Annotated in this window: 20 protein-coding genes; 5 read left to right on the plus strand and 15 right to left on the minus strand. The window is 64.1% G+C overall.

Features of this window, described 5'->3' with window-relative positions:
• Positions 1–5: 5 nt before the first annotated feature.
• On the minus strand, positions 6–863 hold the full coding sequence (locus CQ007_RS13685; RefSeq protein ID WP_105646393.1) for a ChaN family lipoprotein: 858 nt from the start codon (positions 861–863) through the stop codon (positions 6–8).
• 131 nt (positions 864–994) lie between these two features.
• Between CQ007_RS13685 and yejK the strand changes: the two genes are divergently transcribed.
• The 3 genes from yejK (at position 995) to CQ007_RS13700 (ending at position 4,934) form a co-directional block, all read left to right on the plus strand.
• Positions 995–2,002: a nucleoid-associated protein YejK gene (yejK, locus tag CQ007_RS13690; RefSeq protein ID WP_105646394.1), complete on the plus strand. Its 1,008-nt coding sequence runs from the start codon at positions 995–997 to the stop codon at positions 2,000–2,002.
• A 101-nt stretch (positions 2,003–2,103) separates the two neighbouring features.
• Positions 2,104–3,105: an SDR family oxidoreductase gene (locus CQ007_RS13695; protein WP_105646395.1), complete on the plus strand. Its 1,002-nt coding sequence runs from the start codon at positions 2,104–2,106 to the stop codon at positions 3,103–3,105.
• 26 nt (positions 3,106–3,131) lie between these two features.
• A complete protein-coding gene (locus tag CQ007_RS13700; RefSeq protein WP_105646396.1) occupies positions 3,132–4,934 on the plus strand; it encodes a glycoside hydrolase family 15 protein in 1,803 nt (600 codons plus the stop codon).
• A gap of 12 nt (positions 4,935–4,946) precedes the next feature.
• Here the strand turns inward: CQ007_RS13700 and CQ007_RS13705 are convergent, their stop codons facing one another.
• The 6 genes from CQ007_RS13705 to CQ007_RS13730 form a co-directional block, all read right to left on the minus strand.
• On the minus strand, positions 4,947–6,299 hold the full coding sequence (locus CQ007_RS13705) for an erythromycin esterase family protein (RefSeq protein WP_177424358.1): 1,353 nt from the start codon (positions 6,297–6,299) through the stop codon (positions 4,947–4,949).
• Positions 6,286–6,945, minus strand: a complete 660-nt coding sequence (locus CQ007_RS13710) for a phosphoribosyltransferase (protein WP_371919830.1) — start codon at positions 6,943–6,945, stop codon at positions 6,286–6,288. The genes CQ007_RS13705 and CQ007_RS13710 overlap by 14 nt, the downstream gene beginning before the upstream one ends.
• A 76-nt stretch (positions 6,946–7,021) precedes the next feature.
• Complete coding sequence (locus CQ007_RS13715) at positions 7,022–7,783, minus strand: ABC transporter permease (protein ID WP_105646398.1); 762 nt, start codon at positions 7,781–7,783, stop codon at positions 7,022–7,024.
• Positions 7,780–8,745 (minus strand): ABC transporter ATP-binding protein, encoded by a 966-nt coding sequence (locus CQ007_RS13720; protein ID WP_371919831.1) that lies wholly within the window; start codon positions 8,743–8,745, stop codon positions 7,780–7,782. The genes CQ007_RS13715 and CQ007_RS13720 overlap by 4 nt, the downstream gene beginning before the upstream one ends.
• Positions 8,745–9,680 (minus strand): glutathione S-transferase family protein, encoded by a 936-nt coding sequence (locus tag CQ007_RS13725; RefSeq protein ID WP_105646399.1) that lies wholly within the window; start codon positions 9,678–9,680, stop codon positions 8,745–8,747. The genes CQ007_RS13720 and CQ007_RS13725 overlap by 1 nt, the downstream gene beginning before the upstream one ends.
• A 103-nt stretch (positions 9,681–9,783) precedes the next feature.
• Positions 9,784–10,110 carry a GIY-YIG nuclease family protein gene (locus CQ007_RS13730; RefSeq protein ID WP_105646400.1) on the minus strand — a complete coding sequence of 109 codons (327 nt, stop codon included), beginning with the start codon at positions 10,108–10,110 and terminating at the stop codon, positions 9,784–9,786.
• A 29-nt stretch (positions 10,111–10,139) separates the two neighbouring features.
• Here CQ007_RS13730 and CQ007_RS13735 point away from each other — a divergent pair, with 29 nt between their 5' ends.
• A complete protein-coding gene (locus CQ007_RS13735; RefSeq protein ID WP_105646401.1) occupies positions 10,140–10,622 on the plus strand; it encodes an asparaginase domain-containing protein in 483 nt (160 codons plus the stop codon).
• A 687-nt stretch (positions 10,623–11,309) separates the two neighbouring features.
• Positions 11,310–11,600, plus strand: coding sequence for a GIY-YIG nuclease family protein (locus tag CQ007_RS13740; protein ID WP_105646402.1), 291 nt, complete (start codon positions 11,310–11,312; stop codon positions 11,598–11,600).
• 70 nt (positions 11,601–11,670) lie between these two features.
• Here the strand turns inward: CQ007_RS13740 and tldD are convergent, their stop codons facing one another.
• The 8 genes from tldD to mreB form a co-directional block, all read right to left on the minus strand.
• Complete coding sequence (gene tldD, locus CQ007_RS13745) at positions 11,671–13,116, minus strand: metalloprotease TldD (protein WP_105646403.1); 1,446 nt, start codon at positions 13,114–13,116, stop codon at positions 11,671–11,673.
• A gap of 4 nt (positions 13,117–13,120) precedes the next feature.
• Positions 13,121–13,969, minus strand: coding sequence for a carbon-nitrogen hydrolase family protein (locus tag CQ007_RS13750; RefSeq protein ID WP_105646404.1), 849 nt, complete (start codon positions 13,967–13,969; stop codon positions 13,121–13,123).
• A 1-nt stretch (position 13,970) separates the two neighbouring features.
• Complete coding sequence (locus CQ007_RS13755; protein ID WP_105646405.1) at positions 13,971–17,822, minus strand: YhdP family protein; 3,852 nt, start codon at positions 17,820–17,822, stop codon at positions 13,971–13,973.
• Between the two features lie 44 nt (positions 17,823–17,866).
• Positions 17,867–19,324, minus strand: coding sequence for a ribonuclease G (rng, locus tag CQ007_RS13760; protein ID WP_105646406.1), 1,458 nt, complete (start codon positions 19,322–19,324; stop codon positions 17,867–17,869).
• 55 nt (positions 19,325–19,379) lie between these two features.
• Positions 19,380–19,970: a nucleoside triphosphate pyrophosphatase gene (locus CQ007_RS13765; protein ID WP_105646407.1), complete on the minus strand. Its 591-nt coding sequence runs from the start codon at positions 19,968–19,970 to the stop codon at positions 19,380–19,382.
• The gene (mreD, locus tag CQ007_RS13770) at positions 19,960–20,433 is read right to left on the minus strand and encodes a rod shape-determining protein MreD (protein WP_105646408.1); all 474 of its coding nucleotides are present in this window, start codon (positions 20,431–20,433) and stop codon (positions 19,960–19,962) included. The genes CQ007_RS13765 and mreD overlap by 11 nt, the downstream gene beginning before the upstream one ends.
• Positions 20,423–21,358 carry a rod shape-determining protein MreC gene (gene mreC / locus CQ007_RS13775; protein ID WP_105646409.1) on the minus strand — a complete coding sequence of 312 codons (936 nt, stop codon included), beginning with the start codon at positions 21,356–21,358 and terminating at the stop codon, positions 20,423–20,425. The genes mreD and mreC overlap by 11 nt, the downstream gene beginning before the upstream one ends.
• 92 nt (positions 21,359–21,450) lie before the next feature.
• Positions 21,451–22,488, minus strand: coding sequence for a rod shape-determining protein MreB (gene mreB / locus CQ007_RS13780; RefSeq protein ID WP_105646410.1), 1,038 nt, complete (start codon positions 22,486–22,488; stop codon positions 21,451–21,453).
• Positions 22,489–22,679 lie beyond the last annotated feature (191 nt).

Below are 22,679 nucleotides of genomic sequence, written 5' to 3' on the forward strand. Positions count from 1 at the left end.
TTCTGCTACCACTGCGCACAATGATCCTTCTCCGGTGCCGCCGGGGTCAGCCACAGGTAGTCAGCCTGTTCAGCACCGGGCAGCGGCTTGCCGGCCTCGTGCAGCATGACCACCACTGGCGCCGGCCCATCCAGGTGCAGTGGTACGCCCAGGTCCTTGCGCACATGGAAGTTGCCGGCCAGCAGCAATGCCGGGGCCGCTGCGGTGGCCAGTTGCTCACCCATACGCACATCGCGCTGCTGCTGGATGCCGCGCATGGCGCTGAGTTGCGGCTCGGCTATCTGTCCACAATGGGACGCTTCGATGGTCTCGCGCAGTTCGGCCAGTGCCTGATCGGAATAGCGAGGCGAGGCCGCTACCGGCGTGCGGTACAGGGTACTGATCTCCTCCCGGTCGAGGTTGGCGGCGTGCAGGTTGATACCGGCCTCCAGCGCCCAGGTGACAATCGGCCCGTAGACATCCCAATCCCAGCCAGGGCCCCAGTTCAGCTGCTCAGCCAATTGTTCGGGCTGCACTACGATATCGCCGTTCTGCAGGCTGTCCACGGCGGGCTGTTGCGAGGGCGTCAGCATTTCCAGCAGCAGGCTGGCTTGCGGCCGCTGCTGCTGCAGGCGCTGCAGCAGCCATAGTTGCAGACGATGATGGTCATCATTGTCGTGCTGCTCGCCCACCAGCACCTGGCTGGCCGGCGCCAGGCGCTGCACCAGTTCATCGGCCGTGAGCCATTCACCAGTCGCCGTATCCTGCGCCTGGCCCAGCCGCTCACGCTGGTCGGACACCGTGTTCTGCCAGGCGGGCAAAGGCTCTGCGCCGCTCATCGACACCCAGACGGCCAGCAGCCCGGCCAACATTCCCCGTTTCATGAAGCCCCCTTGTACAATGCATCCATCACCCAGTATCTGCGGTTTGCGACGCGCCGTGAACTGGAGTAACGTGCTGCAGACTTTCGGCCCAGCCGACAGCATGCCCTTTGTTCTACCGCTGCGGATAATCCATGCCCATCGACAACAGTATTGTTCATCAGATCCACAAGAAGCCTGACGGCCAGCCCGCCAGCCTGAGCCTGCGCGATGCCGAGCTGGCCAACTCCGAGGCGCTGGAGCAATTGCTGGCCGGACTGATCGAAGCCTACAACAGCAAGCCGAACAAGGCCTGGGGCTATTTCCATGAGGAAAGCGGTGCCTACCCGTTCAGCGGCTGGCTGCAGCAATTGCTGGATGAGGAACAGGACTTCGTCGGGTTTTCCAAGCGCTCGGCCGAGCACCTGAAGACGCTGATGGAAGGGTCCAACCTGGCGCTCGGTGGGCATGTGCTGTTCATCCGCTACCGCCAGGGCATGACCGCCTTCCTGATCATCGCCCTGTTGCACCATACCGAAGGCGTTACCGTGACCGACGACCTCAACGTGGCGGCAGCGCGGCACCTGGATCTGTCCAGCCTGAACATGGCGGCGCGCATCAACCTCACCGAGTGGAAGCAGAACGCCAACTCGAAACAGTACATTTCCTTCATTCGCGGACGCAGCGGCAAGCGGGTGTCGGACTATTTCCGTGACTTCATCGGCTGCATCGAAGGCGCCAACCCCGAGCAGGAAACCACCACCCTGCTGCAGGCCTTCCAGGATTACGTCGGCGAAGCCGACATGCCGGTCGATGAGCTCAAGGACAAGACCAAGGCCATGAGCGGCTACGTCAGCAGCCAGGCGCGCCAGGGTGAGCAGGTGGCGCTGGAGGAGCTGTCCGGGCTGATCGACGAGGAACAGCCGCGCGCCTTCTATGATTACATCCGCAACAAGGATTATGGCCTGTCCCCGGAGATTCCGCCGGACAAGCGCACGCTGAACAACTTTCTGAAGTTCTATGGCAAGGCTGACGGTCTGTCGATCAGCTTCGAGGCGCACCTGCTCGGTGACCGGGTCGAGTATGACGAAAGCGAGGACTCGCTGGTGATCAAACATCCGCCGAAGGGATTGATCCAGCAACTGCGCAACAAGAGAAAGTAGCGCGGATACATTTTGATTGTTTTTCGTTCGGGGTTTTCCCTGAACAACGCAGCCCAGCGGGGAGTCACTTGTTTTAGACAAATGACAAACCCGGAGCTGCCATGGCCAGTCTTTCCAACAAGATCGTGGTGATCAGTGGGGCCTCGGCCGGTGTCGGCCGGGCCACTGCGGTCGGGTTCGCCCGTCAGGGTGCTACCGTGGCGCTGCTGGCCCGGGGCGCCAAGGGGTTGGAAGGAGCCCGGGCGGAAGTCGAGGCCGCCGGCGGCAAGGCCTGGGTTCGCACCCTGGATGTGGCCGATGCGCAGCAGGTGGATGCGGCCGCCGCCGCTATCGAGTCCGAACTCGGCCCGATCGATATCTGGGTCAACAACGCCATGGTCACCGTGCTGTCCCCGGTCAGTCAGATGAGCGCCGACGAGTACCGCCGGGTGACCGAGGTGACCTACCTGGGCACGGTACATGGCACCTGCGCCGCCCTGCGCCATATGCGTCCCCGTAACCGCGGCAGCATTGTGCAGGTCGGCTCGGCGCTGGCCTACCGCGCCATTCCCCTGCAATCAGCCTACTGCGCGGCGAAGTTCGCCTGCCGCGGCTTCACCGATGCGCTGCGGGTGGAGCTGCAGCATGAGAATAGCGCCATCCATGTCACCACCGTACATCTGGCGGCCTTCAATACACCGCAGTTCGACTGGGCGCGTACCCGTCTGGAACGCAAGCCACAGCCGCTGCCACCGGTCTTCCAGCCGGAAGTGGCAGCGCGCGGTATCGTCTGGGCGGCGGGCCAGCGCCGGCGCGAGGTGTACGTGGGTTTTCCCGCCGTCAAGACCATCTGGGGCAACAAGTTCGTGCCCGCCTTCGCCGATCATGTTCTGCAGACCCAGGGTTATGACGGCCAGAAGGATGACCAACCGCTGCCGCCGGACCGCCCGGACAATCTGTTCGAGCCGGTGGACCGGGATATGGGCAGCCATGGCCGGTTCGACAGCGAGGCGCGGGATCACAGCGGCCAGCTGTGGCTGACCATGCATCGGGGCAGCGTTACCGGTGTCATCGCTGGTGCCGTACTGTTGCCACTGGCGCTGTTGCTGCTGAAAAAACGCTGAATACCTACCCCTGCAGGGAGTCGCCCATGACCCAGCCCATCAAGGACTATGCTCTGCTTGGCAATCTGCGCTGCGCCGCCCTGGTCGGGCGCAACGGCAGTATCGACTGGTTCTGCCCACCACGCTTCGACGCCCCCGCCTGTTTCACCAAGCTGCTGGGTACCGAGCAGCATGGCTTCTGGCAGATCGCCCCCGCACAGTCGCCACACAAGGTGGAGCGCCATTACCAGCAAGATACCCTGGTGCTGTGCACCGAGTTCGAAGTCGATGGCGGCAGGGTGCGCGTGACCGACTTCATGCCGTTGCATGAGAAGACCCTGATCGTTCGCCAGGTCGAAGGCGTGGAGGGCTCAGTGGCGATGCGCATGCAGCTGTCGCCGCGTTTTGGTTACGGCGCCCGTGCCGCGCACTGCGAGCAGCATGCCGACGGCTGCAGCCTGTGGGATGAAGACCGCCAGCGTCTGGTGCTGTACAGCGATACTGCCCTGCAACTCGAGTCCGATCAGGCGACCGCCCGCTTTACCTTGCAGGCGGGCGACAACGTGCACTTCATCCTCGAGCATCTACAGGCCGGCGAGGCGCCAGCGTCCATCGAAGATCCCCGCCAGTTGCTGGATGCCTGCTGCCAGTGGTGGCGCCGCTGGGTCAGTGAGTCCACCTACCACGGCCGCTGGCGCGATGCGGTGATCCGCTCGCTGATCACCCTCAAGGCGCTGACCTATCAGCCGACCGGCAGCATGGTGGCGGCTCCCACCACCTCCCTGCCGGAGGCACCTGGACTCGGCGCCAACTGGGATTACCGGTTCTGCTGGCTGCGTGATGCGGTCTGGGCGCTGGATATTCTCATCGACTCCAATTACCTGGACGAGGCCCATGCCTGGCGCGACTGGCTATCACGCCTGCTGGACAAGAATGACGGCGACATCCGCGTACTCTACGACCTCGATGGCGAGGCCACCCCGGATGAACGCGAGCTCGACTGGCTGCCCGGTCATCTCGACTCCCGCCCGGTGCGTATCGGCAACGCCGCGCGCGATCAGCACCAACTGGATGTGTATGGTCAGTTGATCGACCTGCTGCATATAGGGCGGCGCAGCGGCATGCAGCTGAGTCCGCATAGCTGGCACCGCCAGCGTCTGCTGATGGACAGGATAATCGCCTGCTGGCACGAGCCGGACGAAGGTATCTGGGAGCTGCGCGGACGGCGGCGCAACTATATCCATTCCAAGGTCTATGCCTGGGTCGCCGTCGACCGCTCCATCCGCGACGCCGAGGAGTTCGGCTTGCATGCGCCACTGGAGCAGTGGCGTGCGGTGCGGGATGAAATCCACGCGCAGGTCTGCGAACAAGGCGTCGACCCGCAGCGCGGGGCCTTCAAGCAGAGCTACGAAGACGCCGAGCCGGATGCCAGCCTGCTGATGATCCCGCTGCTGGGTTTTCTGCCGGTGGAGGATCCGCGGGTACGGGCCACCATCGCCTGGATCGAGCAGGACCTGCTGCGCGACGGGCTGGTGCATCGCTTCCGCCCGAATGACAGCGAGGCCGGCTGGGAGGGTACCTTTATCGCCTGTTCGTTCTGGATGGTGGACAACCTGATCATGGATCAGCGCGAGGGTGAGGCCGAAACCATGTTCGCCCGCCTGCTGGCCCTGCGTAACGATGTTGGCCTGCTGGCCGAGGAGTACCATCCCGCGCATGGCCTGCTGGGCAATTTCCCCCAGGCGCTGTCGCACCTGGCGCTGGTCAAGACCGCCTACCTGATACAGGCTTGCGAACAGGTGCACCATGGTGGCAGCCCCGAGCGGCATTCCTACCGGCCGGTGGAATAGCCCATCCCGCCTTTACAAGCCGCTGGGCCAGGTCTCGCCCAGCTCGCCACTGGCCGTCGAGTGCCGCGTCAATGGCTGCAGCGCATGGGTATGCTGATAGTGCAGCATGAAGTCGAACTGCTCCGGCAGGCGGCTGTAGTAATAGTGACTGTGGCGTTCGGTCTGCGGTCGATAGATCACCCCGATGGCACGCTGCAGACGCGCCTCGGCCAACGCGGCGGACAAGGCGTCATTGCCGCGCAGGTCGAGTAGAAAGTCATCCTCGGGTACCGCCTGGAACAACGCCTCGTAACTACCCGGCAGCGGCGGCCGGATCGTCCTGGTTTCCGCCGGGCCGTCCCAGTCCGACGCCGCGGTCACCTCGCCAGTGGCGGTGGAAAAGCCGACCAGCAAGGCCTGCTCGCCGTACTGCTGTCGAGCCAACTGGCCGATATTGAACTCGCCCCGGGCACCCATCTCGGTGGCGGCGGCATTGCCCACATGCGAGTTGTGCGCCCATACCACCATTCCCGCCGGCTCGCCAAGCTGGTACGTCAGATGGCTGCGCAGCGCCTCCAGGGTTTCGAACATGTGGCCGTCACGCAGGTTCCAGGAGCTGGGCCGGCCGCGGAACATCGCCCGATAGTATTCCTCGGCATTGCGCACCAGCCGGGCATTCTGCTCGGCGCAGAAACGCTGTTCATCGGCCACCAGGCCCAGGCCTTCCAGGCGCTGGAAGGCGCGGGTCTGCATTTCCCGCAGTTGCTCGGTGATCGCCTGTTCACAGGAGGTGCTGAGACCGAATTCCACCGACTGGCCGTACAGATGCGGCTCATGGAGAAACTGATCCAGGCAGGCATAGCGCTCCCGCGCCCGAGCCGCAGCCGGCGGGTCCTGCTTTTCCAGGTAGTCGATCACCGCCCGGGTGGAACTCTGCAGGCTGTACAGGTCCAGCCCATAGAAGCCGACCGGACGCAGCCCGGCAGCGGCCCGGGTCGGCATGGCATTGAACTCGGCCAGCCAGCGGACGAAGTCCAGCACCTCGGTGTTGGCCCACATCCATACCGGGAAACGCTCGAACGCCTGGAATGCCTGCTCGGCCCGCTGATCCGGGTCCAGGTTCCAGACATGGCGGTTGATTGCATAGGCGTCGGGCCAGTCCGCCTCGACCGCCACCCCGGCAAATCCCAGTTCGCTGATCAGGCGCCGTGTCAGCCGTGCCCGCGCCCGGTAGAACTCACTGGTGCCATGGGAGGCTTCACCGATCATCACCAACGGTTTGCCGCGCGCCGCCTCGATGAGGCTGTCGAAGTCCTCCGCCGCGCCGGTCAATGGCTGCGCCTGGCGGGCAATGGCGCGGCTCAGCGCGCTGTCAGTGCTGTTCATCAGTGGCCTCCGGACGATGCCGCTGCAGCAGCTCAATGACCTCCTCATCGCTGACCTGCTGGAAATCCGCGTACCACAGGCCCACGCCACGAAAGAACTCGAGCCGGTGGGGGCAGACCAACCGATCCACCAGCACTTCGAGCTGGCGGCAGGTCTCGGCGGCAACCACCGGTACCGCCACCACCACGGTCTGCGCACCGCCAGCCCGCACCGCGTCGATGGCGGCACGCATGGTCGCTCCGGTAGCCAGGCCATCGTCCACCAGGATTACGTCGCAACCCTGCAGATCCGGCTCGGCGCGACTACCGCGGTAGACCTGGCTGCGGCGCTGCAGCTCGGCCTGCTCGCGCTGCAAGGTCGCCTCGACCTGCCCGGCGCTGATGTTCAGCTCACCAATCACATCACGATCCAGATAGCAGCTGCCGCCACTGGCAATCGCGCCCATGGCGAATTCCTCATGCCCGGGTATGCCCAGCTTGCGCACCAGCAGGATATCCAGCGGCAATTGCAGAGCACTGGCGATCTCCGCCGCCACCGGCACGCCACCACGCGGCAGCGCCAGCAGCCGCATATCCCGGCGGCCGGCATAGTCGCCCAGTTCCGCGGCCAGCGCCTGGCCAGCCTCGATTCGGTCGGAATAGATCATGGTCATTCGCCTTTAGCTGATCCCATGCTACAGAGACCGGCCTGGCAGATGACTGTTCAACCCTTTTCCCGGAAGGTCAGGGCTTGAGCTTGTAACCGGTACGGAAGATCCACCACACCAGCGTCAGGCAGACCAGCAGGAACACCAGGGTCATGCCCAGGCTGACGGCGATATGCACATCGGCCACCCCATAGAAGCTCCAGCGAAAGCCGCTGATCAGGTAGACCACCGGATTGAACAGGGTAATGGTCTGCCACATCGGTGGCAGCATGCTGATCGAGTAGAAGCTGCCACCGAGAAAGGCCAGCGGCGTGACTATCATCATCGGAATGATCTGCAACTTCTCGAAGCCATCGGCCCAGACGCCGATGATGAAGCCGAACAGACTGAAGGTCACCGCCGTGAGGACCAGGAACGACAGCATCCACAGCGGGTGCTCGATCTGGTAGCTGACGAACAGCCGCGCGGTGAGCAGGATCAGCAGCCCCAGCAGCACCGACTTGGTGGCGGCGGCGCCAACATACCCAACAACGATCTCGATCGGCGACACCGGCGCGGACAGTACCTCGTACAGGGTCCCGGTGAACTTGGGCATGTAGATGCCGAAGGAGGCATTGGCGATGCTCTCGTTGAGCAGCATCAGCATGATCAGCCCGGGAATGATGAAGGCGCCGTAACTGACGCCGTCGACCTGCTCCATGCGTGCACCGATCGCCGCGCCGAACACGATGAAATACAACGAGGTGGAAATCACCGGAGAGGCGATGCTCTGGAACAGCGTGCGCCACATGCGCGACAGCTCCGAATAGTAGATCGCCCACATACCATGCAGATTCATGCGCGCTCCCGCTGCTGATTGCTGCCGTGCACCAGCCCGACGAAGATCTCCTCCAGCGAGCTCTGGCTGGAATTCACATCCTTGAACTCGATGCCCTCGCGCGCCAGGGCACGCAGCAGATCCGCCACCCCGGTCTGCTCACCCTGGGCATCGAAGCTGTACACCAGGCTGCAGCGGTCCGCGCTGACTTCCAGCGCCCGGCTATCCAGGGCTGCAGGCAGCTCGCCCAGCGGCTGCTGCAACTGGATGGTCAGACGGCGCTTGCCCAGCTTGCGCATCAGCACCGCCTTGTCTTCCACCAGGATCAACTGGCCGCGGTTGATCACGCCGATGCGATCGGCCATCTCTTCGGCCTCCTCGATGTAGTGGGTAGTGAGGATGATGGTCACCCCGCGCTCGCGCAGGCCCCGCACCATATTCCACATGTCCCGGCGCAGTTCCACATCGACCCCGGCGGTCGGCTCATCGAGAAACAGGATCTGCGGCTCATGGGCCAACGCCTTGGCGATCAACACCCGCCGCTTCATGCCACCGGACAGGGCCATCATCTTCTCGTGGCGCTTATCCCATAGCGACAGGTCGCGCAGCAGCTGTTCCAGGTAGGCCCGATCCGGCGCCTTGCCGAACAGGCCGCGACTCAGGCTCACCGTCGCCCAGACGGTATCGAACAGGTTGTTGGTCAGCTCCTGCGGCACCAGCCCGATGCGGCTGCGTGCCTTGCGATAGTCACGCACGATGTCGTAGCCATCCACCGTCACCGTGCCGCCACTGGCATTGACGATGCCGCAGATGATACTGATCAGCGTGGTCTTGCCCGCGCCGTTGGGTCCGAGCAGCGCCAGGATCTCGCCCCGGCGGATCTGCAGATCGACCGCCTGCAGCGCCCGGAATCCCGAGGCATAGGTCTTGCTCAGACCGCTGACGCGGATCACCGCATCCACGCCCTCTGTCAGAGCCGACATCAGGCCGCGTCGACCCGGTAGCCCAGCCGCGGGAAATGCACGTGCACCAGACCGGCACGCTCGTCCTCCCGGGCAATGACGATTTCATCCAGCTCCTCGTGGACCAGCCTGCCGGCGACCGGATCGCAGCCGTAATCCACCGCCTGGACGGTCACTTCCTCACCCAGGGTGAACCCACGGGTGCTGACGAAACCGTGTTCGGGCAGCTCCTCCGGGGTGGCATCGCGGGCGATGCGGATGGCCTCCTCCGCGCTCATCTTCACCGGCGCCCCGGCACCGAAATCATTGATCCGCGCCATCCACGCACGAATATTCGGATAGTCGTCCAGCAGAATCGACACCGCCGCATTGGCCGCCATGAACCACAACGGGTGATACCAGGCCAGATCGGCAATGCTGGGCTCATCACCCAGCAGATACTCGCCGTTGCGATCGAGCTGCATCTCCAGCCGACTCATCAGCACCGGCCATTGGGCCAAGGCCACGTCGGGCTCGGGGCGGCTGGCCGACCCATTGTCGAACAGTGCCTTGCGGTCAGCGACAAACCCCTTGACCACCTCCTGGGGCAGGCCGGTAAAGCGTGCCTCCAGCGCATGCGGCTGGAAGTTGATGGCAATCGAATTCTGGAACAGCACCTGATCCCCAAACTGCGCCAGTGCCGCCGCCACCGCCTCCTGCCCCTCGGGGAACAGCGCAGGCACCGCCTTCTCGCGCTCCAGACGGCGGGCGATCAATGCCGTATCACAGTAGATATCCGCCCCTATCTGCAGCACCGGAGTGCGCCGATAGCCACCGGTCAGGGCAGTGAGATCCGGCTTGGGCATGACCGGCGGAATCAGCACCGAATGCCAGGACAGCCCCTTGACTCCCAGCATCAGGCGGGCTTTCTCGGCGAAGGGCGATTGCGGATAGTGGTGCAGGATCAGCTCGTTCATGACAACCTCAGATCAATACTCGAAGTGGATTCAGCTTAGCTGCTGACGCTCGATTCTGCACCGCTGGGGGTCCAGATCAAAGGGAATGATGAGGAAGCCGCGGTCAGGTCGTCCCCTCCCGCTCTGGCAGGGGATAATCCCCCCTGATCAGTGCTTCCTTGGTTTTCTTCGCCAGCCGTTTCAGCGCAATTTCCCGCCGCAAGGCATCAGAATGATCGACGCAACTCTGCTGCCAGACCAGCGCCCGCGCCGGGCTGCGATTGAAGAAACGCGCTCCCCGCTTCCCGCTGACATGTTCCTGGAAGCGGCGCTCGGGATCGGTGCTGATGCCGGTATACAGATGGCCGTTCTCGGCACGCACCATGTACACCCACCAGGTTTTCACTGGCGTGGCGGTGTCGGGGCTGTGTTCGTCGGTATCAGACGGCATACTTGGGGCAATCATCCTGGGAGAAAGTCATGTTCGTACAGATCTTCAGCACCGGCGGCACCATCGACAAGGTGTATTTCGACGCACTCAGCGAGTACCAGATCGACGAGCCCATGGCCGGCGAGTTGCTGGAACAGGCGCGGGTCGGTTTCGATTATGCCATCGAGTCGCTGGTAAAAAAGGACAGTCTGGAATTGAATGACACCGACCGCGAACTGATCCACGCCAAGGTCGCCGCCTGCCCCGCCGAGCATATCCTCATCACCCATGGCACCGACACCATGACGGTGACCGCTGCAGCATTGGCCGATATCGACAACAAGGTGATCGTGTTGACCGGCGCCATGCAACCGGCGCGCTTTCGTGATTCGGATGCGCTGTTCAACCTGGGCTTGGCCATCGGCGCGCTGAATGTCTGCCAGCCGGGCGTATATATCGCCATGAGCGGCAAGGTGTTTGCGGCGGATCAGGTGACCAAGAATCGGCTGGCGGGAAGGTTCGAAGGGCTCTGAACATTGAGCACGACAAGCCATACAGGAGCGCGGCAATCCAGCGGACTCGCCACATACACTGGTACTCCCCATGGATTGCTTCACCTGCGGCTCGCAATGACGGCGGGGAGGAGCCGGTGCCCAAGGCCATACGTCATTGCGAGCCACGCAGGGGCGCGGCAATCCAGCGGACCCGCCACATACTCTGGTACTCCGCATGGATTGCTTCACCTGCGGCTTGCAATGACGGCGGGGAACGGCGAATCCTGTCGACCGGGCCAGGAGCCGGTGCCCAAGGCCATACGTCATTGCGAGCCACGCAGGGGCGCGGCAATCCAGCGGACTCGCCACATACACTGGTACTCCCCATGGATTGCTTCACCTGCGGTTCGCAATGACGGCGGGGGACGGCGAATCCTGTCGACCGGGCCAGGAGCCAGTGCCCAAGGCCATACGTCATTGCGAGCCACGCAGGGGCGCGGCAATCCAGGGGACTCGCCACATGCACTGGTACTCCGCATGGATTGCTTCACCTGCGGTTCGCAATGACGGTGGGGAACGGCGAGCCCGAAGGGCGGCAATCCAGAGGCAACAGCACACAGAGTACTGTTCTGATTAACCATCCTGTTCAATATTTGTGAGCTGATTCCGGCAATCCCATGCTCGTACAGGATAGGTTCTGCTTTTCATCTCGAAAGCCCCAAGCCCATGAACAGAATGCCTTGCGTTTATATTCTCGCCAGCAAGAAGAACGGTACGCTGTATGTTGGAGTGACCTCAAACCTGCCGGGGCGGATATGGCAACACAGGGAGAAGGTATTATCCGGTTTCACCGCCCGATATGGGGTCGACCGTCTGGTTTGGTTCGAGCCCCATGAGTCGATGGAAGCCGCGATTCTACGGGAAAAGCAGCTGAAGGCCGGCAGCAGGCAGAAAAAGATCGCATTGATCATCCAGCACAATCCCGAATGGACCGATCTGTATCCTGCGCTGAGGTGATACTCAGCCTCCCCGCAAGTTGTCCAGTCCATGGCCTGTCGCCTCACCGGCGCCCTTGATAACCCGCCTCTTACGCCCCGGTACCACCCACAGTGATCTGATCGATCTTCAGGGTCGGCTGCCCCACGCCCACCGGCACTGATTGACCATCCTTGCCGCAGGTACCCACGCCGCTGTCCAGCTGCAGATCATGACCGACCATGGAGACGCGATTCATCACCTCCGGGCCGTTGCCGATCAGCGTGGCGCCTTTTACCGGGGCGGTGATCTTGCCATCTTCGATGAGATAGGCCTCGCTGGTGGAGAACACGAACTTGCCGCTGGTGATATCCACCTGACCACCACCGAGGTTGGCGCAGTAGATGCCCTTCTTCACCGACTTGATGATATCTTCCGGATCGCTTTCGCCGGCCAGCATGTAGGTGTTGGTCATGCGCGGCATGGGCAGGTGCGCGTAGGACTCGCGGCGGCCGTTGCCGGTAGGCGCCACACCCATCAGCCGGGCGTTGAGCTTGTCCTGGATGTAGCCCTTGAGGATGCCATTCTCGATCAGCATGGTGCAGTTGGTGGGGTTGCCTTCGTCATCCACGCTCAGCGAACCACGGCGGCCCGGCAGGGTGCCGTCATCGACGATGGTGCACAGGCTGGAGGCAACCTTCTCGCCCACCCGCCCGCTGTAGGCCGAACTGCCCTTGCGGTTGAAGTCGCCCTCCAGGCCGTGGCCGACGGCTTCGTGCAGCAACACTCCCGACCAGCCCGGGCCCATCACCACCGGCATACTGCCGGCGGGTGCGGCGATGGCATCGAGGTTGACGATAGCCTGGCGTACCGCCTCGCGGGCGTAGGCCATGGCCCGTTCCTCGGCCTCGAAGAAGCGGTAGTCGGTACGCCCGCCACCACCGAAGCTGCCGCGTTCGCGGCGCCCGTTGTGCTCGATGATGACACTCACGTTCAGACGCACCAGCGGACGGATATCCCCGGCCCAGGTGCCGTCACTGGCTGCGACCAATATGGTGTCGTGCACACCGCCGAGGCTGATGGAGACCTGCGTGATGCGCGGATCGAGGCTGCGGGTGTAGGCGTCCAGGCGTTGCAGAAAACTCACCTTGTCGGCCTGGGCCATGCTGTCCAGCGGGTTGTCCGCGGCGTACAGCGGCGCGTTGTCGCTACGCTGCCAGGCCTGGACTGCGCCCTGCTGGCCGCTGCGGGCGATCGAGCGCGCAGCGCCAGCGGCCTGGTTCAGCGCGTTCAGGCGCAGGTCGTTGCTGTAGGCGAAGCCGGTCTTTTCCCCGGACTGGGCGCGCACGCCGACACCATGATCGACATTGAAGCTGCCGTCCTTGACGATGCCGTCCTCCAGCACCCAGGACTCGCTGATCTGGTGCTGGAAATACAGGTCCGCGGCATCGACGCCGGGGGCGGAAACCAGTTGCCCCAGCACGCTGGCGATACTGTCGGCGCCCAACTCGGCCGGCAGCAGCAAGCGGCTTTCAACCTGGGTCAGCAGATTACTCATAAACTCAAGACTCCCTGGTGGCCGGGACGATATCGTCGACCGGCACGAAGCGGCAATGCGCGGCAACCGGCATGCGCCCGCGAATGGAATTCAGATGCTGCAGATCGATCTCGCCGCAGATGACGCCTTCGCCCTGCGGCAGGCAGGCGGTGATCTCGCCCCACGGATCGATCAGGCAGCTGTGACCGAAGGTTTCGCGGCCATTGGCATGCCGGCCACCCTGGTTTGCCGCGAGGATGTAGCACTGGGTTTCGATCGCCCGGGCCCGCAGCAACACGTCCCAGTGGGCGGCACCGGTCACCGCGGTAAACGCCGAGGGCACCACGATCAGCTCGGCACCGTCGCGACGCAGCGCCTGGTACAGTTCGGCAAAGCGTACATCGTAACAGATGCTCAGCCCCAACCGGCCCACCGGGGTATCGATACAGACAAAACGATCGCCATAACCGTAGTCCTTCGACTCCCGATAACTGCGCTGATTGTCCGCCACCTCGACATCGAACAGGTGCAGCTTGTCATAGCGCGCCACCTCGTTGCCCTGGGCATCCAGCACCAGGCAGCAGGCCATCGCCTTGCCAGCGGCCTGTGCCGGCAGCGGAATGCTGCCAGCGACCAGCCAGATGCCGTACTGGCGGGCCTGCTCGGCGAGAAACCGGCGAATCGGTCCGCTGCCGTCATACTCGGCGGCGCCGATCTCCTGCAAGGCGCGGTTACCGAAGGCAGCGAAGCATTCGGGCAGCAACGCCAGTTGCGCACCCTGCGCGGCGGCTTCGGCAATCAGTCTGGCGGCGGTATCCAGGTTGGCCTGCACATCCGCGCCACTGATCATCTGTATGGCGGCAACCTGCGACATTTCAATCCTCCAGTGCGGCTTTGTCATCGAACGCCCGGTCGAACTCGACCGACGGTTGTTTCCAGTCGCCGCTGATGCGGTACTTGACCGAGGCGAAGCGCGCGACGCGGTCGCCGAGAATGCGGTCGACCAGGAACAGTACCCCGCCAATGTGCGGCGCCCCGGCAATGATCGCCGCCAGCGGCAGGTTGTTGGTTACCGGCAGGGTCACCAGCAGGCCCATGTCGACACGGTCGGCGGGCAGGTCCAGGGTGCCGTCGAGCTGCAGCTTGGCACTGGGCCCATCCATCACCAGCGGGGTCATGGTGTGCATCAACCCGTTGGTCATGGCCACCTCTCCACTGAAGGTATCATAGGCGGTGCCCTTGCCGAACAGATCCGAGAAATCCAGCCGCAGGCGCCGGGTCAGGGTATTGAAATTCAACAGGCCGAATACACGCAGCGCCTCGGCCCCGCTTTCACCACTTTGCAGCATGCCGTCTTCGGCCTGCACCGCCAGCGAGCCGGAACTGCGTTTCAGGGCGAACCAGGCCGGCGAGCCGGGCCAGTCCAGACCGAGTTGCGCCTGGAAGGATTTACTGGTCACCGTCGGCGCATAACGCCAGGCGCGCAGCACCTGGCCGATATCCGCGGCAGCCAGATTGCCATCGAAGCGGGTGCGCTCGGCATCCCAGTGCATGCGCCCGTTCAGTTGCAGACCGCCACGCAGGGACAGGTCGATATCCTGGATATCCAGACCCGCTGAACCCGGCTGCAGATTGAAGCGGGTAGCACCGACCAGATCCTCACCCCAGTACAACTGCTCGATATTCACCTGCATCGCCGGGAGAGTGGCCGGATCGAGCTGCCGGAGCGGATCCTCCGGTACCAGCGGCTCGATCAGGCCATCAGTGTCCGTGGGCAGTTCGGCGCTGCGGGGAAAGCCCAGGCGCTGCAGGTCAAGGATGATGGGCGCATCATGCATGGCTGGCAGATGGATGCGGCCTTGCAGGTCCGGGTGCGCCGAGGTCAGTTCCCAGCCGGCGGCGACCGGCCGCGCGCTGACGCTCAGGTCACGCAGGTCCAGGCCGAAGCCGGTAAAGTGCCCGGCCTGCACCTGTACCCTGTTCAATAACCGGACCGGCGCCTGCCCCGAAGCGGCGGAGGTGCCGGTCAATGTCTCTGACGGCAGCCCCCCGGAGGCGAACCACTGCTGCCAGTCCTGCCAGTCGAACTCGTCGAAGCGGGCAGTGATATCGATGCCGCTGCCGGGCGGCTGCTGGGCCAGCCCCTGGCGATAGCGGATATCACCGGACAGCGCATCGTCCCGCTGCAGCAACAGGCCGCGCAGGTCGTCGCCAAGCTGGAATTGCCAGCGTGAGGTCTCGCCCATGTCCAGCTGCAGGCGGCTGGGCAGGCTGGCATCCTGCGCCTTGGCCAGCGCACCGGGCAGACTCAACTGGATGCCGCGCAGGTCACTGTTGAGGTTCAGGCGGCGCAGGTCATCGCCCAGTAGCAGTTCGGCATTCCAGCTGGCGCTGCCCTGTGCCAGCTGTGCCGGCAACGCCGCCAGCAGCGGCCAGCTGCGCAGGTTGTCTACCCCGTGGGTGCCACTCAGGCGCAGGCGCTGGTTGCCCCCCTGCAGGTCGATGCGTGCAGTGACCGGCTGCTCGAGAAAATGCAGCTTGATCGCTTCACTGGTCAGCCCCTTGCCATGGTCATAGTCGAACAGGCCATCGACCTCACGCAGCGGCGCCTGCAGTTGGGGAATATCCAGCCGGTCGGCACGCGCCTGCAATCGCAGATGCACCTGCGGCTGGTGCTCGCCGCCCAGCGGGATACCCAGTTGCAGGTCACCCTGCAGTTGCCCGCTGCCGCTCCAGCCATGCAGCGGATCACCGGTCAGCCGTGCCAGCGGAGTGCCCTGCATCACCTGCAGCCCATCGCCCAGGGGCCCGCTGAGATTGCCGCCGACCTGCAGCTCCAGGGCATGATCGGCCAGGCGCCCGAGGGTGACACGGACGTCATCCAGTTGCGTCTGCAGCAGCCGGGCCTGCGCCTGGTTGATATCCAGGTCGGCGTTATGCAGATACAGCGAACCACTGACCTCCTCCAGCGCCGGCCAACCGGGCTGGAAATTCAGGCTGCCCTGCTCCAGGCGACCGAACAGGCTGATCAGCCGTTCCTCGCTGGTCGCCGTGTGCAGCAACGAGCCCTGATAGGCAAAGATCGCCAGTGGTACCGCACCACTGAGCTGGGAGTCCTGCAACCATTCGATCAACGCCGGCTCCATCGCCGGGGACAGCGTCGGCAGGTAGTTGGCGTGAAATTCGGCGCGGCTGTCACGCAGGGCCACCCGCAGGTCCATGGTCGGCGTCCCGCCCGGCGGTGGCACGTGCAGTTGCAGGGTCGCCGAGGCGGCGCCTTCGCTGCCGCGTACCGCCGCCCCAGGCACCGCCAGATGCAGCCCCTGCTGCTCGGACCAGCGCCAATCCATCGCCCCGACCAGTGCATCATACTGCCAGCGATTGGGAAACAGCTGGGGCAGGTGCATGCTCCAGTCGCGGGTGTCGACCCGCAATTCACCGGCACTGGGTGTGCCCGAGACCACACCACTGATACCGGCGAATGCCGGCACCCCTTCCCAGGCCTCGACACTGACCCGGTCCAGGCGCGCCAGCAACGACCAGTCAGCGAATGCGGCCAGGCCGCCGCCGCTCACCTGCACATCCCGCAGCGTACCCTGCGGCGCCAGGGTGGTGAGAATCTCGGCATCGTCTTCATCGGGGAGCACACCCGGCAGCCATGCACCGAGCAACCCCAGCGGTAACTGATCCGCCCGTGCCTGCCACTGGCCATCGCCGGGGCTGCGGGTCAGCTGCAGGCGGGTCGCCGGCCATGCATCCTCACCCAGGCGCAGGCTCAACTGCTCGATATCCAGGCGCTGCTGGTCATCCTCGAGCCGCAGGTCGAACTGCAGTTGCAGGTCCTGCACTCCAGGAGCAGCGCGCAGCAGGTCAAGTTCGACTACCGGTGCCGCCAAATGGCCGCTGAGCTGCTGCAACCGGGTCTGTTGCCAATGCCCCCATACCTGGCCGCCAGCGACCATCCGCTGGATGCGGGCACGCTGCAGCAGTTCGGCAGGCAGCCACTGACTCCAGTCGCTGGCCGGCAAGTCGGCGAAAAAGTCCATGTCGGCCTGGCGCCAGTCCCGATCGGGCAACGAGCCATCGAGCTGCAGGCTGACCAGTTGCTCGTCCGGCAAGCGCATGCGTGCATCCAGCCGATGGCGCTCGCCACGGTTCAGCAGGGTCAGGTCGCCATCGCTGAATACCCAGTCGGGCTGTGCCCAGGGGCTGATGCGGATGCTGGTGTCCAGCAGGGTGATGCGGCGCTGCTCGAACAGCCGCTGCAGAGCCCGGTCCAGGCCATTGACCTCGGGCGTGCTCTGGCCCAGGCCGCTCAGTTGCCAGTTGCCCTCTGCATCCTCGATCACTTCCAGCGACAACCCTTCCAGCTGCAGCGCATCCATCACCGGCTGGCGGTGCCACAGGCTGGAAAATACATCGACCCGCGCCGTGACATGCTCCAGGTCGAGCAGCACCGGGCTGTCGGGGTCCGCCGCCTCGTGAACGCGCAGGCCCCGCAGGGTCAGCACCGGCTGTGCGCCCTGCATCTCGCCCTGCAGGCTGTGCAGCTCGATGGCACGACCGGTCTCGCGCTCGACCCAGGCAACCAGTTCGGCCTGGTAGTCGGCCACCGCCGGCACGAACTGACGGCCGAGACTGACGTAGGCCGCGGCCAGCAGCAGCCAGCCGACCAGCAGCAGGATCAGGCCATCGAGAAAACGCCGCAACCAGCGTTGCCAGCTCATGGGAAATCAGTCACTCCGGGTCATCTCCCCTGCGGGGCGTGGCGTTACATCAACACCACATCGTATTGTTCCTGGGTATACATGGTTTCTACCTGGAACTTGATCGGCCGTTCAATGAACATTTCCAGATCGGCCACGTTGCCCGACTCTTCGTCGAGCAGCCGGTCGATCACCGCCTGCGAGGCCAGTACCATGTAGCCACCGGCCTGGTAGGCCCGGGCTTCACGCAGGATCTCGCGGAAAATCTCGTAGCACACGCTTTCGGCGGTCTTCTGGATACCACGTCCGGAACAGCACGGGCAGGGTTCGCAGAGAATCTGCTCGAGGCTCTCGCGGGTACGCTTGCGGGTCATCTGCACCAGCCCCAGTTCGGTGATGCCGATGATGTTGGTCTTGGCGTGATCACGCTCCAGCTGCCGCTCCAGCGTGCGCAGCACCTGGCGGCGATGTTCCTCATCCTCCATGTCGATGAAGTCGATGATGATGATGCCGCCCAGGTTGCGCAGGCGCAGTTGTCGGGCAATCGAGGTGGCCGCCTCAAGGTTGGTCTTGAAGATGGTCTCTTCCAGGTTGCGATGACCGACGAAGGCACCGGTGTTGACGTCGATGGTGGTCATCGCCTCGGTCTGGTCGATCACCAGATAGCCGCCGGACTTGAGCATCACCTTGCGTTCCATGGCCTTCTGGATTTCATCCTCGATGCCATACAGATCGAACACCGGGCGCTCGCCCGGGTAATGCTCGAGCATGTCCTCCACCCCCGGCATCAGCTCCTGCACGAACTGCTCGACCTTCTGGAAGGTCTCCCGCGAGTCGATACGGATCTTCTCGATGCGCGGGTTGGCCAGATCACGCAGGGTACGCAGCGCCAGCGGCAAATCTTCGTAGAGCACCGAGGGCGCCGGTGCGGTGTTCATCTGCTGGGATATCTGCTGCCACAGGCGCCGTACATAGCGGATATCCACCAGGATATCCTCCTCCCGGGCAGCCTCAGCGGCGGTCCGCAGGATGAAGCCGCCGCGCTCCTCGATACCTTCCTGCTCGACGCAGCGGGCGACGATATCGCGCAGACGGTCACGCTCGGTTTCATCCTCGATCTTCAGGGAAATGCCCACATGCGGGGTGCGTGGCATGTAGACCAGATAGCGCGACGGCACCGACAGATGGGTGGTCAGGCGGGCGCCCTTGGTGCCGATCGGGTCCTTGGTCACCTGTACCACCAATGCCTTGCCTTCATGCACCAGGGCGCTGATCGGCTCGACCGCCGCGCCTTCGCGCTCGGAAATCTCCGAGGCGTGGATGAACGCCGCCCGCTCCAGGCCGATATCGACGAAGGCCGCCTGCATGCCGGGTAGTACCCGCACCACCTTGCCCTTGTAGATATTGCCGACAATGCCGCGACGCAGGGTGCGCTCGATGTGCACTTCCTGGAGCATGCCGTTTTCCACCAGCGCGACCCGGGTCTCCATTGGCGTGATGTTGATCAGGATTTCTTCGCTCATGGAGCCCCCTTTTCCCTTGTATAGACCGTCAGAATACCGGTCCGCTGGCTCCCTGTCAGCGCGGTTGCCAGCAAGGAATGGCGAATTCGGCGAGCAGTCCGGCGGTTTCCATCAGCGGCAGACCCACCACCGCGCTGTAACTACCGGCAATGTGTGCGACAAACACCGCGCCCAGGCCTTGAATACCGTAGCCTCCAGCCTTGTCCACCGGCTCGCCGGTGCCCCAATAGGCAATCATCTCGGCCTCGCCCAGCGGACGGAAGCGCACCTGGGTGGTTACCGCCTGCAGGCGCACTTCATTGCCCCGGGCCACCGCCACCGCGGTAATCACGCTGTGCTCCCGCCCCGACAATGCCCGCAGCATGGCCAGGCCCTGCTCGCGACCGGCCGGTTTGCCGAGGATCCGTTCATCCAGCACCACCGCGGTATCGGCGGCCAGCACCACGGCACCCTCCGGTGCCTGACGCACGCCGGCCTTTACCTTGTCGCGGGTAACCCGCTGCACATAGTCCAGGGCCGTTTCCCCGGCCAGTATCTGTTCGTCCACCGCGCAGGCCACAACGCGCACCGGCACGCCAATCTGCTCCAGCAGTTCGCGGCGGCGCGGTGACGCCGAGGCCAGATAGAGAACCCGTTCAGAGCACATGGAAACGCCGCCGTATGCCGCGCAGCACCGAGAATACCCACGGCCAGAGCACCGCACTGATCACCGCCGGCAACAGATACAGCAGGGTCGGCGGGCGGTTGCCAGCCAGGCTGCTGAGCCACAGGGCGACCATCTGCGCGATGCCCAGTACCGGCAGCATCACCAGGCTCTGCTGCCACAGCGGAAAGCGGCGGATACGCTGGTACAGCAGCAGGATCAGCCAGGCCACCAGCACCAGTACCAGGGCGTTCTGCCCGAACAGCTCGCCGAACAGCACATCGGTGGCCAGCCCGGCTACCCAGGCGGTGAGCAGGCCGACGCGGTGCGGCAGCGCCATCACCCAGTAGGCCACCACCATGGCCAGCCACATCGGCCGGCCAGCATCGAAGGGCGCGGGCATGGGCACCACGCTGAGCACCAGCGCCGCGACGAAGGTCAGTCCCACGATCAGGCTACTGCGCATCGCTCTGCTCCCCCTCGGTCTGTGGTGCCGCGGCGTCAGGCTCGGTTATCGTCCCGGTGTCGGGCAGCGCGTCTTCATCGGCCTCCAGGCTCAGCGCCGGCAGGACATCGCCGTAGCCGCTCTCGGGACTGAACACCAGCAACAGGTAACGACTGCGGTTGAGCTGCGCGGTGGGCGCGACCCGGACCTCGGCGAACGGCTGCGAGGAGTCGCGATTGACATGGGTAACGCGGCCCACCGGATAGCCGGCCGGGAAACGTTGCCCCAACCCCGAGCTGACGACGATGTCATCGACCCGGATATCGGCAGTGTCGCTGACATGCCGCAGTTCCAGCCAGTCGCTGTTGCCGGTACCGGTGGCGATGGCGCGCAGGCCGTTGCGATTGACCTGCACCGGCAGGCTGTGGGAAACGTCGGTGATCAACAGCACCCGAGCGCTGAATGGCAACACCTCGACCACCTGCCCCATCAGCCCGGTGGCGTCCAGCACCGGCTGACCGAGGAACACGCCGTCACGCTCACCGCGGTTGATCAGGATGCGCTGGGTAAAGGCATTGGGGTCGACACCGATCAGCTCGGCGACCAGCACCCGTTCATCCAGCAGTTCGGAGGAATTGAGCAGCTCGCGCAGGCGCACGTTCTGCTCGGTCAGCGCCGCCAGTTTCTGCAGCTTGCGCTTGGTCAGCAGTGCCTCGGCGCGCAGGCTTTCGTTCTCGGCGATCAGGTCGGCGCGGCTGGTCAATTGCAGGTAGACCGTGTCCCAGGCCCGTACCGGCAGCTCGGCCACGTAGTACAGTGGCGTCAGCAGCATGCCCAGCTGCGAGCGCAGGGGCTTGAGGGCGGCGAAACGGGCGTCCACCACCATCAGTACAATCGAAAGTACCGTCAGCGCCAGAAAGCGGACCCCGAGCGACGGCCCCTTGATGAAAAGCGGTTTAATGATGGGCTCCTTGCAACAGCAGGATCAGACCGTGGCGGCCAGCCCGGCCTGCAGTGCACCGGGCCCTAACACCCCAATTACTCGGTGGACAGCAGGTCCATGGCATGCTGGTCCATCATCTCCAGCGCCCGGCCACCGCCACGGGCCACGCAGGTCAGCGGCTCCTCGGCGACGATCACCGGCAGGCCGGTTTCCTGGGCCAGCAGCTTGTCCAGATCACGCAGCAATGCCCCACCACCGGTGAGGATCAGACCGCGCTCGGCGATATCCGAGGCCAGTTCCGGTGGCGATTGCTCCAGCGCGCTCTTGACTGCCTGGACGATGGTCGCCAGCGATTCCTGCAGGGCTTCCAGTACCTCGTTGGAGTTCAGGGTGAACGCCCGCGGCACGCCCTCGGCCAGGTTGCGCCCGCGTACGTCGACCTCCAGCACTTCGCCACCGGGGAAGGCCACGCCGATTTCCTGCTTGATGCGCTCGGCGGTGGATTCACCGATCAGGCTGCCGTAGTTGCGCCGCACGTAGGTGATGATGGCCTCGTCGAAACGGTCGCCACCGACCCGGACCGATTCGGCATAGACCACGCCGTTGAGCGAGATCAGGGCGATTTCGGTGGTGCCACCGCCAATATCCACGACCATGGAGCCGTGGGCCTCCTCGACCGGCAGACCGGCGCCGATGGCCGCGGCCATCGGCTCCTCGATAAGGTATACTTCACGGGCACCGGCGCCCAGTGCCGACTCGCGGATGGCACGACGCTCAACCTGGGTGGACTTGCACGGCACGCAGATCAGTACCCGCGGGCTGGGCTGGATGAAGCTGTTCTCGTGAACCTTGTTGATGAAGTACTGCAACATCTTTTCACACACGCTGAAGTCAGCGATGACGCCATCCTTCATCGGGCGGATCGCCTGGATGTTGCCGGGGGTACGGCCGAGCATGCGCTTGGCCTCGGTACCTACCGCGACCACACTTTTCTGGTTGCCGTGGGTGCGAATGGCAACAACGGACGGCTCATCCAGTACAATGCCCCGCTCGCGAACGTAAATCAGAGTATTGGCGGTTCCCAGGTCGATGGACAGGTCACTGGAGAACATGCCGCGAATTTTTTTGAACATGCGTTGAATATACCCCGAGGGCACGTGGGTTGATTGTAAAGAAACACTGATAAGCTGGTTGCCTGGCAAATAGCCACTGACATACACAAATGAAGAGCGGCGGAACGACTCGAACACAGGCAACTGATCGGTACTTCCTGAAGTGTCGCAACTCTAACAATGGCGGGGTTTTTGGGCAAGGCGCGGATGTG

The sequence above is a fragment of the Pseudomonas sp. MYb185 genome, from assembly GCF_002979975.1.
Lineage (GTDB): Bacteria > Pseudomonadota > Gammaproteobacteria > Pseudomonadales > Pseudomonadaceae > Halopseudomonas.

Bases quoted from the DNA above. Each gene is read 5' to 3' on its own strand.
- CQ007_RS13685 (WP_105646393.1), bottom strand. From the start codon at position 863: ATGAAACGGGGAATGTTGGCCGGGCTGCTGGCCGTCTGGGTGTCGATG.
- yejK (WP_105646394.1), top strand. From the start codon at position 995: ATGCCCATCGACAACAGTATTGTTCATCAGATCCACAAGAAGCCTGAC.
- CQ007_RS13695 (WP_105646395.1), top strand. From the start codon at position 2,104: ATGGCCAGTCTTTCCAACAAGATCGTGGTGATCAGTGGGGCCTCGGCC.
- CQ007_RS13700 (WP_105646396.1), top strand. From the start codon at position 3,132: ATGACCCAGCCCATCAAGGACTATGCTCTGCTTGGCAATCTGCGCTGC.
- CQ007_RS13705 (WP_177424358.1), bottom strand. From the start codon at position 6,299: ATGAACAGCACTGACAGCGCGCTGAGCCGCGCCATTGCCCGCCAGGCG.
- CQ007_RS13710 (WP_371919830.1), bottom strand. From the start codon at position 6,945: ATGATCTATTCCGACCGAATCGAGGCTGGCCAGGCGCTGGCCGCGGAA.
- CQ007_RS13715 (WP_105646398.1), bottom strand. From the start codon at position 7,783: ATGAATCTGCATGGTATGTGGGCGATCTACTATTCGGAGCTGTCGCGC.
- CQ007_RS13720 (WP_371919831.1), bottom strand. From the start codon at position 8,745: ATGTCGGCTCTGACAGAGGGCGTGGATGCGGTGATCCGCGTCAGCGGT.
- CQ007_RS13725 (WP_105646399.1), bottom strand. From the start codon at position 9,680: ATGAACGAGCTGATCCTGCACCACTATCCGCAATCGCCCTTCGCCGAG.
- CQ007_RS13730 (WP_105646400.1), bottom strand. From the start codon at position 10,110: ATGCCGTCTGATACCGACGAACACAGCCCCGACACCGCCACGCCAGTG.
- CQ007_RS13735 (WP_105646401.1), top strand. From the start codon at position 10,140: ATGTTCGTACAGATCTTCAGCACCGGCGGCACCATCGACAAGGTGTAT.
- CQ007_RS13740 (WP_105646402.1), top strand. From the start codon at position 11,310: ATGAACAGAATGCCTTGCGTTTATATTCTCGCCAGCAAGAAGAACGGT.
- tldD (WP_105646403.1), bottom strand. From the start codon at position 13,116: ATGAGTAATCTGCTGACCCAGGTTGAAAGCCGCTTGCTGCTGCCGGCC.
- CQ007_RS13750 (WP_105646404.1), bottom strand. From the start codon at position 13,969: ATGTCGCAGGTTGCCGCCATACAGATGATCAGTGGCGCGGATGTGCAG.
- CQ007_RS13755 (WP_105646405.1), bottom strand. From the start codon at position 17,822: ATGAGCTGGCAACGCTGGTTGCGGCGTTTTCTCGATGGCCTGATCCTG.
- rng (WP_105646406.1), bottom strand. From the start codon at position 19,324: ATGAGCGAAGAAATCCTGATCAACATCACGCCAATGGAGACCCGGGTC.
- CQ007_RS13765 (WP_105646407.1), bottom strand. From the start codon at position 19,970: ATGTGCTCTGAACGGGTTCTCTATCTGGCCTCGGCGTCACCGCGCCGC.
- mreD (WP_105646408.1), bottom strand. From the start codon at position 20,433: ATGCGCAGTAGCCTGATCGTGGGACTGACCTTCGTCGCGGCGCTGGTG.
- mreB (WP_105646410.1), bottom strand. From the start codon at position 22,488: ATGTTCAAAAAAATTCGCGGCATGTTCTCCAGTGACCTGTCCATCGAC.